Annotated in this window: 7 protein-coding genes; all 7 read right to left on the reverse strand. The window is 57.8% G+C overall.

The features are described 5' to 3' along the window. Positions 1-278 precede the first annotated feature (278 nt). The 7 genes from ACLBW8_RS25165 to ACLBW8_RS25195 all read right to left on the reverse strand — a co-directional run bounded on the left by ACLBW8_RS25165 (position 279) and on the right by ACLBW8_RS25195 (position 16,200). Positions 279-863, reverse strand: coding sequence for a hypothetical protein (locus ACLBW8_RS25165; RefSeq protein ID WP_064450126.1), 585 nt, complete (start codon positions 861-863; stop codon positions 279-281). Positions 864-1,351: 488 nt separating this feature from the next. Continuing rightward, positions 1,352-1,864 carry a hypothetical protein gene (locus tag ACLBW8_RS25170; RefSeq protein WP_262666714.1) on the reverse strand — a complete coding sequence of 171 codons (513 nt, stop codon included), beginning with the start codon at positions 1,862-1,864 and terminating at the stop codon, positions 1,352-1,354. A gap of 791 nt (positions 1,865-2,655) precedes the next feature. Continuing rightward, complete coding sequence (locus tag ACLBW8_RS25175) at positions 2,656-3,147, reverse strand: hypothetical protein (RefSeq protein WP_262666713.1); 492 nt, start codon at positions 3,145-3,147, stop codon at positions 2,656-2,658. Continuing rightward, positions 3,147-3,374, reverse strand: coding sequence for a hypothetical protein (locus ACLBW8_RS25180; protein WP_262666712.1), 228 nt, complete (start codon positions 3,372-3,374; stop codon positions 3,147-3,149). Before ACLBW8_RS25180 ends, ACLBW8_RS25175 begins: the two co-directional genes overlap by 1 nt. Before the next feature lie 244 nt (positions 3,375-3,618). Beyond that, a complete protein-coding gene (locus tag ACLBW8_RS25185) occupies positions 3,619-4,068 on the reverse strand; it encodes an SMI1/KNR4 family protein (RefSeq protein WP_169367947.1) in 450 nt (149 codons plus the stop codon). Positions 4,069-4,070: 2 nt separating this feature from the next. Next, entirely contained in the window at positions 4,071-14,444 is a 10,374-nt protein-coding gene (locus ACLBW8_RS25190) for a hemagglutinin repeat-containing protein (protein WP_447806567.1), read from the reverse strand. Positions 14,445-14,475: 31 nt separating this feature from the next. Continuing rightward, on the reverse strand, positions 14,476-16,200 hold the full coding sequence (locus ACLBW8_RS25195) for a ShlB/FhaC/HecB family hemolysin secretion/activation protein (RefSeq protein ID WP_447806568.1): 1,725 nt from the start codon (positions 16,198-16,200) through the stop codon (positions 14,476-14,478). Positions 16,201-16,272 lie beyond the last annotated feature (72 nt).

The raw sequence follows: 16,272 nt of genomic DNA on the forward strand, positions 1-16,272 counted from the left end.
GGACGGCGAGCCATATAAACCCCTAACTGGATAAGAGCTTACAGCTTAGCCGCCCTTCAACAGGCCAACAGAGTGGAATAATTACAAAAAATAAATCACGTTTTTAAAGAGCAACTCTGCTGAACTCTAAAAAACAAAACCCTAAACCGTGGTCTGACCCCTATTTCTTTCTTCAACAAGCCAACAGATTGGAATAATTACAAAAAATAAATCATGTTTTTAAAGAGCAACTCTGCTGAACTCTAAAAAACGAAAAACGTGGTCTGACCCCTATTTCCTTATATAAACCGAAGTTTCCAATAGTCATTGCCCGCCACTATCCAGTACCGCTCGCGAGCAGGGATCAAAAAGCTAAAATCAAAGCATTCAGCAGTCCAGTCCGAATAAGCTAGACTTTCATGAACACGCACGTCATCCATATGCATAAAAATTTTTCTGTCAAAATTTATGTAGAACTTGGGAAACCTGGAATGAATGATATTGGCCTTTTTAAATAGGGCCGGGGACAAACCCTCGCCGGTTAAAAAATAATGTTCAGTCTTTTCAAAAACTTCATAATCCGCTTCTATGAAATTTTTCAAATCGCTTGAAGTAAGAATTTTTTCACTTGAGTCATCTAGATACTGCGGAAAATTTTCCGAAGTCATTTTCAGAATACCGCCCCTGAAACTTTTGCAAGACTGCTCGTATTGCTCCTGGGTTATATCGCCATCTTCAAGATAGGCGCGATAGTCTTTTTCTGCGTCAAGAGAGAAATTATACTTCTCATCTATCACCCAATAACATCTTCCAGAGTGTACAAAAAAGCAGACACTTCTCTCTCCATTCCAAAGATCATCAAAAACTGTCTGGTTCACCTTCATTGCTTGAACTCCTTGAAAAATTCATCCTGTGTATAAACACGGGCGTTACTCGAGTTCTTTTCGAGTAGCGACTCCCAAATCTTGGGTAGCTCGAGGGAGTAACCGGGCTGGTCTTTGTCTACCCTCTTAGGTGCATCAGGATCCTTCGTCATACCAGCGACAGGCCGCTGAGGGACTACCCTGTCCATAATTTCCTTATGAAGGCCAGCATCAACGTCAAAAACCACTACAGAGCCATCAGGTCGCTTGTTCGTCAAGTAGTACGTAGCGTGATCAGCATTGCCAACACTTACACAAATTTGCCCTGCGCAACCTGGGTTGATGCTGATGGTTCCATCCTCATTGGCAGTAATACGGTTCTGACTGGTCTTAGTGCCAGATCCGCCGCCCTCAACCCTGAAATAGGTGGCAGTTTCTGGAGAACCGCCTTTTGCACCAGATAAATGCGCGCCTTTTCCACTTTTTTTAGGCTCAGCACGCTTTCATGCCTAATCCGATAGGGTGTAAGAAACATCTCCCGAGTCGCGCCAAACTCCATTCGCAAAGCTTATCGGCCGCTGCGGATAACATACCAACACCCCTTCGATGAACTGACGAAACGACAAGTCAAGTCGCGTTATCCAACGCATATTGTCGATTTCCAACAATCGCCAGTTGTCTCCACTGTCGAAACCGAAAGCAGTCCCGGTGCTATCCCAGCCGAACAGCCACACCTCGCCCTTAGCACCCGATTCATAGGGTCCGTCTTTATAAAACCCATCATCACCAAAGTAGTCTACCGCGGGACATAATGTGGGTTGAATCGTCAAAAGCGACAGCGCGCAGTCGTCCTCCTTTATCTCACCATGCCCCCGCTCCTGCATAAAAGCAAAGTACTCATCGGGAGCCGCTGGCCACTGCTGTCGCATCCCACTCACGTCACCAGAAGAAACAGGGTTCAGCCGCTCTAATAGCACGCATGCGAGTGCATTGAAGGCCTCTAATTTTTCGTACATGGTCATGGGCGCCTCGGAGGTTTCTGCGGAAATGCTGTAGTTGTTGGACTTGCTGGGGCATGAACGCCACCTTGGTGAGCACTTCCACCCGGCACCGGATGCAAATTCCACCATTGGTTAGGTCCACCATACTGCTGTGGTATCACATGGTGCGCTTGGAAATCCACACCACTCTCCGTCTTGTAGAAAATAGGGGTCAGACCACTATTCTTTTAAAAAATAAATCATGTTTTTAAAGAGCAACTCTGCTGAACTCTAAAAAACAAAACCGTGGTCTGCCCCCTATTTCTCTGAATAATATGCAACGGGATATCCGGCAGTAAAACCCTAGGACGGCGAGCCATATAAACCCCTAACTGGATAAGAGCTTACAGCTTAGCCGCCCTTCAACAGGCCAACAGAGTGGAATAATTACAAAAAATAAATCATGTTTTTAAAGAGCAACTCTGCTGAACTCTAAAAAACGAAAAACGTGGTCTGACCCCTATTTCGCCCCCAATCAGCACGAAAAATGGCTAACCCTTTGATCTACAAGGAAACACTTACCTCGGACGGGGGTGCGTGTTGTGTATTGAGATTTTGCTCCTGTTAAGGAGCGAAAAATCATGCTGAAAAAGAGCGTGTTGGACAGATAGACCGTAGGTCGTCAGGGTGGGTGCAAAAGGGGTGCAACTTGACTGCAGAAAGGATGCAAATAGGATGCAAATAGGATGCAAAAAGAGTGCAATCAGGGTGCAGATAGGGTGCAAAAACACCGGCGCAAGGCCGGTGTCAGCATAGAAATGGCCACCTAAAAACTAATGCAGCCAGAATGGAGGATCATTGGGGCCAAGATTATCATACTCATCTAATGGACGAAGTTTTTCCACCATGTAATCAGGCATATCACAAACAATCGTTCTGACAGGTTTGTATACTCCCCAGTCCTCATAGAATCCCTTAGCTGATTCAACGCAATATTCAAAGCCTTCGAAATACTTAATGAATACTTCCGCATAACTTAAGCATGTCGTATCTAAGCAACTATTATTTGAACTCCACCCCAAGCTTTCCAACTCAATAATGCAGTTAGAAATACCAGACAAGCACTCTTTGGACTTCAACATAAACATCGTCGCCCCCTTTAAATCCTCAAGGCGCAAATAGCGACGAAACAGTCGATCTAATATAAGAAGATCACTTCCTGACAGCTCAGTTTTTTCTCTAATCACAGAAAAAAAGCAAACCATATCCGAAGCCATGCCAAGCTCAAAAATTGAGCTACCACCTTGAAAACCTACACGCTTCATCAGTTCCTCTTAAATTCAATGGCTTCTGGCTTGATTGCTCCATTCGACTTCTGAACAATACCTTTAATTATATTTCTTTCTTGGTCTACAGTTATCATCTGGCCACGCACATCAATAACGACTTGCTGCTGCATTCCCTGCGGTAAGTTTTCAGCTCGCTGGATGGTTTGCTTGGAAACATTACTAATCAATCCGCTTTGATTTTTTTCAATGTTGTAGTTCTTCACTTCAACACTGCATACGTTACCTACACACCAGTCTGGACGAACACTACCCGAAGTGCCGTAAGGAACTTCTTGTCCATTTTTATAACTGACTTGTGGGCGAGCTCCAGCACCAAGATCAGCGCCGACATCAATTTCAGATTTTTGGGGTGTGGGACGAACAGGTGTCCCAGTAGAGGCAAGATCATCTACCTTTCCAGCAGCGCCACCAGTAGCTTTTGCACCTCTTAAATCGCAACCCTAACAATCAGCCCCCCGCACGCCGTTCAACTAAAGACTTAATATACTTCAGTTGTTCCAAGATAAAATCAGAAAAGCTTGACGCCAACACATCAACCCCATCCAACTCAGAACTAATCTCTACTACCTGCCAATTATTTTTTGCGTCGAAAGCATATAGCACATCGCTAGAATTTCCACCGAATACATAAATTCCCTCATAGCCCTCAATATCCCGGCCGCATATAGTCGAATATTTCTCCGGTCCATCATCAAGATGAAATGCCGCGTCTAACTCCCCGAAACCAAACTCGGTGAGAAATTCCAGATAGTCATCTGGAGCCTGCTGACGATGTGACTCATCAACATTGCTTAACGTCGCACTCGTGTCTGTTATGTGGTAGCCGTAATTACCCTCATAGTCATCTGAGGACGTCACAGCATCAATCAACGACTTTAACTCTTCTTTATTTTTCATAATCATTTACCAAATATTTTTTCCGCTGGCCCTTGGGCCCTGTGAATACCACCTTGGTGCTCCACACCTCTCATGGCAGGTGTAATATTCCACCATTCTGCCTTACCACCAAATTTATTCTCGATAACATGATGGGCATCGTAATTTCTTGTAGCCTGATTTCCATATTTATCGATGTACGTTTCTTTCGGCCAGCTCGCGCCCGTGTTTTTTTCCCACTCTACTCGCAGACTTGGCAACTTACTGTCAAACTCTGCCCTGTTCAACTTAACCTCTTCTTTAGATAGGCGTGAATAAGTGTTCTCTCGCAGGTCAGCTTTCAAAAGCTCCAATTGTTGGGGGGTGAACTGCCTGCCGGTCAAACTCTGGATATCCGTAAGATACGACTTTGCATCCTTGGCCAACTGAGTACTCAGAAGCCCTGTCGCGGCCTCGCCATTTTGAGCAGTGCTTCCTACAGTACTTGCAGTAGCTTTTGCACCCGCTAACTCTGCCCTAGCAACAACCTTAGCAGTGACTTTTTCGAGGATCAAGGCGCCGCCTTTTACTGCACCGCCAACCCCCGTCACAAGCGATGCCACGTCGCTTATCAACTTCCCAGTTTCACGTCCCGCATTAAAAGACCCGCCCGGCCCAGCCCTCTCATACTCCTCACTCAGCTTATTAATGCGATCAATGTACGACTGCTTGACGGACTCCGATACATTTCCCAGCACATCGCCACTATCAAACAAGGAGCTCAGCGAGCGATAGGTTTCTATGGGACTGCCGACAATATCGATGACGCCCTTCACCGTATCGACAAGCCCTTCTGGCACTCCTACCAGCGCTCCCGCCCTAAAACTGATGTCCTGACCCTTGTCGACGAGAAACCACTTCGCCTCAACGCCAGCTTCACATTTACCCGTCGGGCACGCCGCCCTTTCCTGAGCTTTCTGAGCTTCTTGTTGTTTGCTCAGATAGTTGTTCTGAACAGCATTAGTCCCCGCCTGCGCACCCGTCACTGCTCCGCTCAGGTCACCGCCAGCAATCCCACCCGCCAGCCCTGCGGCCAAACCAGACAACGCTGAAACCGTCTCTCTCTGCTCCTGCGTAAGATCCGCAGTTGCCGTGCCTGGGTAGAGTTGGTGGGCGATCAACTCGCCCGTCGCAGCCCCGGCACCGCCCGCCAAAGCCGAGTTGCCCTGGGCCTGCGCTATCACTGCACCGAGTACGGCGTGTGCCATGGTGTTGAGTGCAGCGTTATCTCCGGTGGTTTTCCTGATGACTTGCGCCAAGTACGGTGCTGATGCGCCCGCAATGGCTGAACCGATATCGCCCCCAACCAGCCCTTGCAATGCCGCTGTAACCGCCTGCGCTACACGCGGATAGTCACCGCCCACGCCGTAGTCAGCCATGACTTTTTTGTAGGCATCGCTGGCAGCGATCTGCTCCTTCGTCGGCTGATCATTGCCTTTGGCGGCGAGCTCTTTGCGACCCGCTTCTTTGGCGTTGAGCTCGCCTTGTGTGTGCACAATGTCTACTGCCTGAGTACCAATATCCGCAATCAACTGCACCTGGCGCAGGCGCTTCTGCTCTTTTTCCTTATCAAAGATCGGGCTGATGCTGCCGTTGGCGTGTTCAACATCGTGGCTCAGCGTTGCAACGTCCTGCTGCTGTTTAGCAGGGTCGCGGATGTCGAGGGTACCGTTGGAAATGGCCGATGAGGTGGTGCCGCTGTCACTGTCGCCGTGATTGAATGCGATCAAGCTGCCGGAGGGCATATTGCTGATGAACGCATTGGCGCCATCGCTGCCGCTACCGCTGCTCACACTGGCGCTCTGCAACTGGCTTGTGTACTCAGCCTTGTTCTTTAAAACGCTCCATCCCAGCGTGCCGGTGCTCAGGCGGTTTTTGTCCGGCGTGGCTGTGCTGCCGATAACGCTGCCATCGAGTTGCGTGTGGTTGCCTACGTCAATCTGGTAGCCGCCCTTACCGCCGAACAGGCCGGTTTGCTCCTGCACACTCTGGTAGTTGGAGTCGATCTTGCTTTTACTGATGCTCAGGTTTGCACTGCCACCGGTGCCGATGATGGCGAAGCTGACGCCCCCACTCACGTCCGTCTGCTTGGACTTGTAGTTATCGGTGTCTTGCAGACTTTGCAGCGTAAGGTCGCGCCCCACAGTAGCGGTAATTTTGTCTGCGCTGACCTGCGCGCCCTTCAGGGCGGTGTCTCGGCCGCTGATCAGGCTGACCTGTTTGCCCGCATCCAGGGTTGTTTCCGTCCAGGTGGTGCCGGTGCCCTTCTCGTTACCGGTGCCTTTGTTGGCATTGGCGAAAATGCTCAGGCCGCCGCCTTCGGAACCCACGCCTAGGCTGATACCTACCGCACCACCACTGCTGCTATTTTTGCCATCAAGTTTTTGGTTATTCGCCGCAGCTTCCAGGCGAATATCGCGCTCCGCCGCCAGCCGCATCTCATTACCGGCCTGAAGCTTGCTGCCTTGAACATGGATATCACCTGCGGCCCCAGGCGTACCGTTGCCGTCCGCCACGATGGTGAGGTTGTTGCCGGCCGTCAGGCTGCTGCCCTGGCTGAGTGTCTGCTCCTGGGTCTGTTTGGAATCGGATTTTTGCGAACCCAGGGAGATGCTGATCCCCACAAATTGCGAAGCGTTAGCACCGGTCATGCCGCCATTCTGCTGCGCCGCTTGCCACGCCTGCACGCCCGTCAACCCTGCCTTCACACCCTGCAGCGCCGAGAGGCGGCCGTCGTCCTCGTTCTTGGCTTGCTTGGCGGTCTTATAAGCGGAGTCCACCGCGCTACCCACGGTGCCGGACAACGCCAGGGTCAAACCACTGGTTTTGCTCTTGGAGGTCTGCTCGCTGCGGTTGTTGTTCTCGGAAGCCAGGATGCTGACATTTTGCCCAACCAGGCTGATGTCCTTACCGGCAACCACGTCAGAGCCGCGAATGGTCAGGTCTTTGCCAGCCTGAATATCCACGCTGCCCAACACACTGCCGATGTTGCTGGCCCGGGTGGTCTCGGTGCTGCTGGTGAAGGTGTTCTGGTTGCTGCTTGAACCCAACGTCACGCCGATGCCGCCGCTGCTCATCAAGCCCGATTTTTTGGTCGAGGACGAATGGCTTTGTTCAAAGGTTTCCGTCGCCCCATCAATCACCACATTGCGACCGGCAATCAGGCTGGTGGCGTTGGTGGAAACCACGTCGCTGGCGGTAGTGCCGATGTCACGGCCAGCACGCACGACCACGGTATCAGCGCTGATGGAAGAGCCCTGCTGGCTGATCTGGTTACTGCTGTCGATGCGCGTTTTCTGGCTGCTGGACAGCAACCCTTTGCTGGTTTTGGTTTTGCGGTAATAGCTGTAGTCGCTGTCTTGCGCGGCGTTCAGCGCCAGGTCATTGCCTGCGTACAGGTAGGCTTCCTTGCCGGCACTCGCACGGCTGGCGCTGACGACGAGGTCGTTGCCGGCACTCAGGGAGAGGTTCTCACCGGCCACCAACGATGTGCCCACTTGCTGGACGTGGTCTTCCTGGCTGGTGACCTTCTTGGAATTAAACGCCGAATGCTGTTCATTCGCCGCCGACGCCAGGTTCACATTGCCCTTGGCCACCAGCGCCAGATCACGCGTGGCATTGAGCTGGCTGCCGATGGCGCTGATATCCCGCGCAGCCACCACCTGGAAGTCGCGCCCGGCTTCGATCACGGTGCCGTACTGGTTTGCGCTGCTGCTGCGCATGTAGGTGCTGACGGTGTTGGCATTGCGCTGTTCGGCGGTGGCCAGGTTCACATCGCGCCCGGCTTGAACGCCCAGGTCGGCGCCGCTTTTGAAGGCGCCGCCGGTGCTGTTGACGTCGCGCCCGGCTTGCAGGGTGAGGGTGTTGGCGGCTTCGATGCGGGCGGCGTTGTCGACGAAGTCGGTGCGTTCGGTGCGGTAGCCGCTGCTGCTTTGGTGGCTGGTGACGGTGCGTTCGTTGAGCACATCGCCATTCACTGCGCTGACGCTGACGTCGCGCCCGGCGATGATGCCGCCGGCGCGGTTGGTGAGGTTGTTGCCGGCGAGCAGGTCGAGGCGGTTGCCCGCTTGCACGAGGCCGCTGTTGACCATGTTGCGCCCGGCGCTGGCCGCCAGGTTGTTGGTGGCGCGCAGGGTACCGACGTTGTTGAGGTCGGTGCCGCTGACCAGGTTAAGGTCGCTGCCGGTGATGAGTGCGCCGTTGGGCGCCAGGCGGTTGTTGGCCTGGGCCAGGTACAGCACGGGCACCAGCACTTGCTGGCCGGCGACGGTGGCGTTTTCCATCCACACGATGTCGTGGGTCAGGGCCGCGACTTGCTCGGCGGTGAGGCTCACGCCTACGGCCAGGTTAAGTGCCTGCTTGGTGCCAATGGCGTTGTCCATCAGGTACTTGAACATCGAGGCGTCGCTGGTCTGGCCATCAATGAAGCGCTGGCCGGTACGGGCGATGACCGCTTGCTGGATCAGGCGCTGTTCATACAGGCCGTCACCCAGGCGCTTTTGTGCCTGGTCCGGGTCGTAGCCCAGTTTGGACAGCATGTAATCGGAGCTTAAGAACTGGCTGAGGTTGGTCAGCAGCGGGTTGGTTTCGATCAGGTATTTCTGTGGGTTGGAGACGAACTGGCTGTCTGGCAGGCCTTGCACGCGGTTAATCACCACGCCGTCGGCCGAGGTGCCGCTGCCAGGTACGACCGGGCCGTTAACCGGCGTGCGGTCGACGCTGCCGCCGCCCAGGGTCCAGCCTTGCGGGCCGGTGCTGGCTGGCGCGCTGGCGCTTTGGCCACTGAGGCGGAACAGCCCGCCCTGGCCGGTGGGCAAGGTGAAGCCGGGCAGGCTCAGCGGGTTGATCTGCTGTTGGGCGAGGTCAGGCGGCAGTTGCTGGTTGAGGGTGACCCGGGTCGAGTAACCGGCTGCGCCACTGGCACCGGTGGCGCCGGTAGTGGTTTTGGCGCCCGCACCGATGTAGTTGTAGCCCAGGCGCACCACGCTGTTGTCGATACCGGCTTGCGCCTTGACGTCTACCGCGCCGGCGGCCTGAATCACCGCAGCGTAACGTTGGTCGTCACTGGCGATTTTGGTGACTTTGCCGAACTGGGTGTTCTCTTTCTCCATCAGGCCGACGAAGTTGGCCACGGTGGCTTCCAGGCCGCCGAGGTCATTGGGGTTGTAGCCGGCGCTTTGGTACCAGTATTTGTTGGTGAGTGCAGCGGCGGCGCTGAACCAGCCTTCCGGGTGTTTGGTGCGGGCGGAGGTAAAGAGCCGGTAGGTCTCGGTTTCGCCGGTTTCGATGCCGGTGTTGACCAGGTTGTTCAGGCGCGCGGTGAAGTTGCCACCGGCCGCAATCGAGCTGCTGCTGTTGAGCAGGTCGCCGCCCGCCAGGGTCATGTTACCGCCCGAGGTGATGCTCGAACCGGCGCTGGCGGCGGTCACTTCCAGTTTGTCGCGGGTCACAAGTTCCCACACGTAGTTGCGCGGTGTGCCACCGGCGTGGCAGTCACCGGCGTTGACGTACTCGATGCACGTGCCTAGGGTGGCGGAGGCGGTGTAGACACCTGCGTCGTTGACGGTGAGTACCGCCCGTTCATTTTTGATCGAATTGGCGGACAGGCTGAGGTTGCCGTCACTCTGGATCGTCGACGAACTGTTGAGGATGCTGCTGGCCAGGCCGCCCTTGCCGTCGCGGTCGACGCTCAGGTTGCCCATGCTGTAGAGGTCGGCATAGCTGTTGTTCAGCGCATCGACACGCAGGCTCATGTCGCCGCCGCTGAAGATCAGGCCGTGGTCGTTGAGCAAGGCGCCGGTGGTGGCGACCAGTCGTTGGCCACTGCCCAGGGTTGCGTAGTTGTTGAGCGTGCCCGCGTTGAGCAACAGGTCGGTGGCAGCGGTGATGCGCCCGCGGTTGTTGAGCGTGCCGCCGATGTTGGCGGTGGTGACGCCGCCGCCGGCAATGCTTGCCGTGTCGCTGAGGGTGGCTTGGGCCGCACTGAGGTTGAGGTTGCCCAGGCTGCTGATGCGCCCGGTACTGTTCAAAGCGCCGCTCAAGGTCAGGTCGAGTGTGCCGTCGCTGGCGATCAGGCCATGGGTGGTCCAGTTGGCGCCATTGCCGACAAAGCGTCGGGCGCCGAGCAATTGGCCGGTGGCGGTCTGGTCGAGGCTGTCGACATTGACCGTGAGTTGCCCGGCCTGGATCACGCTGCTGTTGGTCCAGTTGCCCTGGGTGATGGTCAAGTCGCCACGGGTGACCAGGCTGCCGCCCACGTCGTTAAGGTTGGCGGGTGCAATGCCGAAATTGCCGGTGCCCACGTGCAGTACATTGCCGCCCAGGTTCTGGAAGCTGCCGGCGTTGAGGGTCAGGTCGTTGTTGGCGGTTTCCACCACACCGTTGCGGTTGTCGAACAAGCCGCCGATGGCAAATTCGGTGGTGCCCGCCGTGCCCAGCGCACGCAGGCGCCCGGTCTGGTTATCGAGGCTGGCGGCGCGCACCTTGAGGGTGGTTTCGCTTTCGATGATGCCCAGGCGGTTGTTGAGCGCCCCGCTCAGGTCCAGGTCGATGTGTTGGCCGGCAATCTGGCCGTCGTTGTCGCCGCTGTTATCAAAGTCATGCCCGACCACACGCATCAGGCCTTTGGCATAGAGCCCGCCGTTGCGGTTGTCGAAATTGCCGGTCGTGACCAGCGCGTTGCCGCCCTGCGCCGCGATGCGCCCGCCATAGTTATCCACGCTGCCGGCTTGCAGGTTGAGGCTTTGCCCCTGCATCACGCCGCCCTGGCGGTTGTTGTTGAGGTCGTAACCGTTGCGCAGCACGCCGACCACTTGGGTTTGCAGTGCGGCCTTGAGGCTGGCGAGGGTGCCGCCACGGTTGTCGAGGCTGGCTGCGTTGACACTCAGGTCGCCCGCCTGGGCGATCAGTTTGCCGCTCTGGTTATCCAGCGTGTCGGCCACGTCGACGCTCATGCCGCCCTGGCTTTGCACGGTGCCTTTGCCATTGTCCACGCGGTTGGCCGTGAGGTTGAGGTCGGCGTTCTGGCTGTAGATCAAGCCATCGTTGCCGTTCTGCACCAGGCCGCTGGCGGTGAGGCTCAAGCGGTCGTTGGCGGCCAGCGTGCCACGGTTGCGGTTGTCCAGGCCGCCGGTCAGCAGGGTCAACAAACCTTGGCTGGCGATCTGGCCGCCCTGGTTGTTGATCTGCGCCGCGCGGCTGATCAGCAGCGGGCCGCCGCTGGCCAACTTGCCATTGGTGTTGGTCAGCGTCGCCAACAGGTCGAGGCTGGTGGCGGTGCCGCCGCTGATGCTGCCGGCGCTGTTGTCCAGGTTTTGCGCATTCAGGGTCAGGGCTGCGCCGCTGTCGATCACGCCGCCTTGGGCGTTATTCAGCAAACCGCCCACGGTGAGGCGCTGGCCCGCAGCGCTGGAGAGAACGCCTTTGTTGCTGTTGTCCAATTCGCCGGCGCTGACGTACAGCGCCTTTTGGCTGACCAGTGCACCGCCCGCGCTGTTGAGCAGGCTGGCGGTCAGCGTGGCATTGAGGTCGCCGTAACGGCTCGACAAGGTGCCGCTGTTGCGGTTGTCGAGGTTTGCGCCGCTGACGGTGAGGCTCTGCCAGCCGGACATCAGGCCATTCTGGTTGATCAGGTTTTCGGCATTGAGCACCAGCAGGTTATTGCTGATCAGCTTGCCGTTGCTGTTGTTCAACGTGCGACCGCTGAGGTTCAGGGTTTGCGCGCTGGAGAGTTCGCCGCCCTGGTTGCTGAGGTCGCGCAGGTGGTTGATGGTCAGGTTGCCGGCGGTGGTGATCAGGCCACCGGTGTTGTTCAGGTCGCCAGTGGCAGTGCCGAAGTCGAGGGCAATCGCGCTGCCCAGCAGTGAGCCGTTCTGGTTGTCCAGCTCGGCGCTGTTGAGCGTCAAGGCGTTGCTCGCGTTGAGCAGGCCCTGGTCGCGGTTGGCGAGGCGGCCAGCCACGTTGAGTACGGTGTCGCCACGGCTGGTGAGCGTGCCACCGCTGTTGTCGAGGTCGGTGGCCTGCGCATCGACCGAGGCGGCGGCAATCAGGCCTTTGACGTTGGCCAGGGCCTGGCCGATGCGCAGGGTCAGCGCGGCGTTGCTCAGCAATTTGCCGCGGCTGTTGTCGAGGTTGTCGGCGGTGAGTGTGAACGCCTGGTTGCTGGAAATCTCGCCGCCCTGGTTATGCACGTTCTTGAGGTTGTTGAGCATCAACAGCGGTGCGTTGATCAGGCCGTTCTGGTTGTTGAACTCGCCCCGGTTGAGGTCCAGGGTCAGGGCCTCGGCGCTGGTGATCTGGCCGCCTTGCTGGTTGTTCAGGTCGGCGGTGCCGAGGGACAGGGCCTGGCGCGCGCTCAGGGTGCCGTTCTGGCTGTTGTCGACGCTGGCGGCGTTGAGGATCAGGCTGCCGTCGGTGACCAGGCGCCCGCCTCGGTTGTCCAGCGCGCCAAGGGTGCTGAGGGTCAGCGGGCCGGCGCTGGACAGCGTACCGGCGTTGTTGGCCAGGGTGCGCGCCGAGATGCTCAGCAGCCCTTCGCTGCTGATCAGGCCCTGGTTGCGGTTGAGCAACTGATCGATATTCAGGGCTGCGCCGCCACCGGCAACCACCAGCCCGCCATCGCTGTTATCCAGTTGTGTAGCCGTCACCAGCACGCCCGAACGGCTGGACAGCTCGCCGTTGCGGTTGTCGATGCTGACGAGATTGGCCTGCACACCGCCGATACCGGCGACCAAGCCTTTCTGGCGGTTGTCGAGGCTGTTACCGGCCACGTTGACGACGCCCTGGCTGGTGACCAGGCCGCCCTGGTTGTTGAGGCTGCCGACGTTGAGGCTCAAGGCCTTGCCCGCCGTGATCAGGCCCGCAACGTTGTCGAGGGTGGCGACCGTCAGCGCTGCGGTGTCGAGGCTTGAGACTTCACCGCCCTGGTTGTGCAATTCACCGACCACCGCCGTCAGCGGCCCGTCGCTGGTGACCAGCCCACCTTGGGTGTTCTGAAGGCGATCTGCGGTAATAGCCAAGCCATTATTGCTGAGGATGCGACCTTTGTTCTGGTTGTCGACCGAGGCGGCGGTTATCTGGGTGCGCTGTTTGGCGCCCAGTGTGCCGCCCTGGTTATTCAGGGCTTGGGCATCCACGCTCAACGTGCGGCTGGCGATGACACTCGCGCCGGTGTTGTTGACGGCCTTGCCGCGCAGGCTCACATCGCCTGCTGCGTTGCGGGTGTTATCGGTGTTGACGCCGGCTTCGATGATGTCGCCGTTGGTCAAGGTGCCACCGGCGGACAGCGCAATGCGGTCACGGGCGGCCAGGCTTTGGCGATTGGTGAGATCGCCCTGGGTGTTCACGTTCAGGGCTGTACCGGCATATACCGGCCCTTTGGCGTCCAGGCTTGCGGCGTTGACGTTGACCGCACCGCTGGCGGCAGCTTGCGCCATGCTCAAATGCCCATTGGCATCGAGCTGGATATCGCCGCCACTGGCCGCCAGCGTGCCGTCGAGCTTCACGCCCACACCGGCTTCGGTGCCCACCAGTTTGATCGCGCCGGCGTACATGCCGCCCAGGGCGGTGGAGTCGATGGCCAGCTCGGGTTTGGTGCTGCCGTCGTCGGCGCGCGGGGTGGCGTTGAGGGTTTTTGCATCAACGTCGTTGCGCCCGGCGATCACCGCCAGTTCGCGGGCGTTGATCTGTGCGTTGATCTTGGCGGTACGGGTGATGATTTCGAAGCGGTCGACGTTGCTGGCGTTCAGGCCCTGGCCGTCGATGGTCACGGCGCCGCCGTCAACCTGGTAGCGCTGCAACTGGCCGCTCGCGTCGAGCACCGGTTTACCGGTGGTCAGGGTCACGTTGGGGGTGTTGATAAAGCCGCAGCCGCTGCAGGTGATGCCGTACGGGTTGGCGACGATGACTTTGGCCGACTGCCCCGCCACTTCGGTGTAACCGCGCAACTGGCTCGGGCTGCCGCCGTTGACTTCGTTGAGGATGACGCTGGCGGCGCCGCCCTTGAGGTTCGGGTTGCCGACGATGTAGCCGCCGAGCTGGGTGTTCTGCACCGCGCCGGTGGCGTTGTTGAGGATCACGCCGTTGGGGCCGACGTTGTAGTCCTTGAACTGGTTGTGGGACAAGCCACTGCCATTGGGCGCGGCGATGTTCACCACCGGCACGCCGTTGCCGGCCTGGCCGACGCTGGTGGCCGGGTTGCTCACCACAATGCCTTCGGCCTGGGCCAGCAACGGCTGCCAGAACAGCGCGTTGACCAGGATCAGCACCAGGCCGCGCTTGGGCAGGCCGAAGAACGCGTCGCGGCGCTTCAGGGCAGCAGAAGGTTGGCGGGCCAAAAAGGCAAAGTGGCGAACATCCATGGTCAAATTCTCGTTGCAGCTGGGCGTTGAATTACAGGAAGAAATCCATGCGGAAGTAGATCGGCGCTTCGCGCTCCGTTACGACCCCCGGTCTTTCTAACGAGTGGGCAAACGTCACGCTGGTGCTGACGTATTTGCCACGGGCGAACAGTTCCACGGAGTTGCTCGAGACGCGGCCGTGGTTGTCGCCGTTGTAACGGTCGTTGCGGATTACGCCCTGGTCGTAACCGAGGCTGGTGCCGTATTCGGCGAAGGCCGGGCGTAGCCATTCCAGGGTGACCGGGCGGGCCCAGCGCACTTCATTGCGCCAGTAGCCACCGCTGTCGCCGGACAGCTGCTGATCCTTGAAACCGCGTACCGACGACGAGCCGCCAAGGCTGATGCGTTGCGGCGAGAACAGCACGTCTTCACTGCGTTGCCCAGTGGCCAGGCTGGTGAAGCTGAACGACTCGCCCCACAGACGAAACGGCTGCAAATAGCTGACGGTGGCGGTGTATTTGCGGTAATCCGGGGTGGGCGTGAGGTTGCCGTACTGATCGCGATGCTGGTCGTCACGCTGGGCGTCAAAGGCGCCGATACCGTTCTGCACACCCAGGTCGACGTTGACGAAAGCACTGCCGATGCGCCGGCCGTGGTTGATGCCAAACTGTAGTTCGCTGATGCGATTACTGCTGACTTCGAGGTGGGCGTCGTTGACGTAGTTGTTGGTGCGCAGGTGAGCCACACCCACGTTGACCGAGGTCTTGCTGACGTCATCGCGGTGGATCACGCGTTCGGCGCGCAGTTGGTGGTTCTGGTTGTCGCCCGACTGTTTGAACTTGAAGGTGTCGGTATGGCCGAGGGCGCGGTAATCGCTCTCGCTGTAGGTGTACGTGAAGTTCCACCAGCCCCACGGCACGTTGTAGTAGAGCATGGTGTTTTTCGAGGTTTTCTGGTGGTCGCTGATGGCGTCGTGGCCGCCGCGCAGCACCAGTTGGTCGGCCAGGCCGAGCGGGCTGTCCCACTCCAGGCCCGCGCCCCATTGCTGTTCGCCGGTGCTGCGTTGCCCGTCGTTATTGCGCGACAGGCTGGCGCGCCAAGGCTTCTGTGGGGTGTTCTTGACCACCACGTCGCTGCCGCCAACCTGGCTGCCGGGGGTCAGTTCCATTTGCGCTTGCTTGGACGGCAGGCGGTTGAGCTGGTCCACCAGTTGCTCGACTTCACGCAGGTTCAGCGCCTCACCAACCTTGCCGGGAAACGCCATGGCCAGTTCGCGGTCGGTCACGGTGCTGCCTTCGGCGCTGCGCAACGCTTCGAGTTTGCCCTCGACCACCAGCACTTGCAGGTGGCCGCTGCCGAGGTCTTGTTGCGGCAAGTAGGCGCGGCTGGTGACGCGACCTTTGGCGATGTAATAGTCGGTGATGACCTTGAGCAGTTCATTGAGCTGCGAGACGCCCAGGCATTGGCCGACATAGGGTTTGAGCAAGAGCGTACGGTCGCCGGCGGGCAGGCTGTCGGCGCCTTTGAGTTCGATGTCTTTGATCGGGAAGCAACGGGTGTCGGCAGGCGTGGCCGGTGCCTGGGGCTTGGCCTCTTTGCCGGGCAAGTCCTGCAGTTCTTGCAGGCGACGGCTTTGCTCTTCGAGCAGACGGTTTTGCCGGTCGCGGATCAAGTCCTGATCCCCTGGTGTGGGAGCGGCCGTGGCAGTGTTCAGGCTCAAGCAGGTGAGCAGGAAAGTGCACAGCAAATACCGAGTCCGTGGCAATAACAAAGACATGTTCGATCCATCGAAAATCAAGGGGCGGCAAACTAACATCGAACTCGCGCTAGCCCAAGAAACCGGGGCAGT

It is taken from the genome of Pseudomonas sp. M5A4_2d (assembly GCF_053345295.1).

Excerpts from the sequence above, each read along its gene's own strand:
- ACLBW8_RS25195 (WP_447806568.1), bottom strand. The coding sequence starts at position 16,200 with ATGTCTTTGTTATTGCCACGGACTCGGTATTTGCTGTGCACTTTCCTG.
- ACLBW8_RS25170 (WP_262666714.1), bottom strand. The coding sequence starts at position 1,864 with ATGACCATGTACGAAAAATTAGAGGCCTTCAATGCACTCGCATGCGTG.
- ACLBW8_RS25175 (WP_262666713.1), bottom strand. The coding sequence starts at position 3,147 with ATGAAGCGTGTAGGTTTTCAAGGTGGTAGCTCAATTTTTGAGCTTGGC.
- ACLBW8_RS25190 (WP_447806567.1), bottom strand. The coding sequence starts at position 14,444 with ATGGATGTTCGCCACTTTGCCTTTTTGGCCCGCCAACCTTCTGCTGCC.
- ACLBW8_RS25185 (WP_169367947.1), bottom strand. The coding sequence starts at position 4,068 with ATGAAAAATAAAGAAGAGTTAAAGTCGTTGATTGATGCTGTGACGTCC.
- ACLBW8_RS25165 (WP_064450126.1), bottom strand. The coding sequence starts at position 863 with ATGAAGGTGAACCAGACAGTTTTTGATGATCTTTGGAATGGAGAGAGA.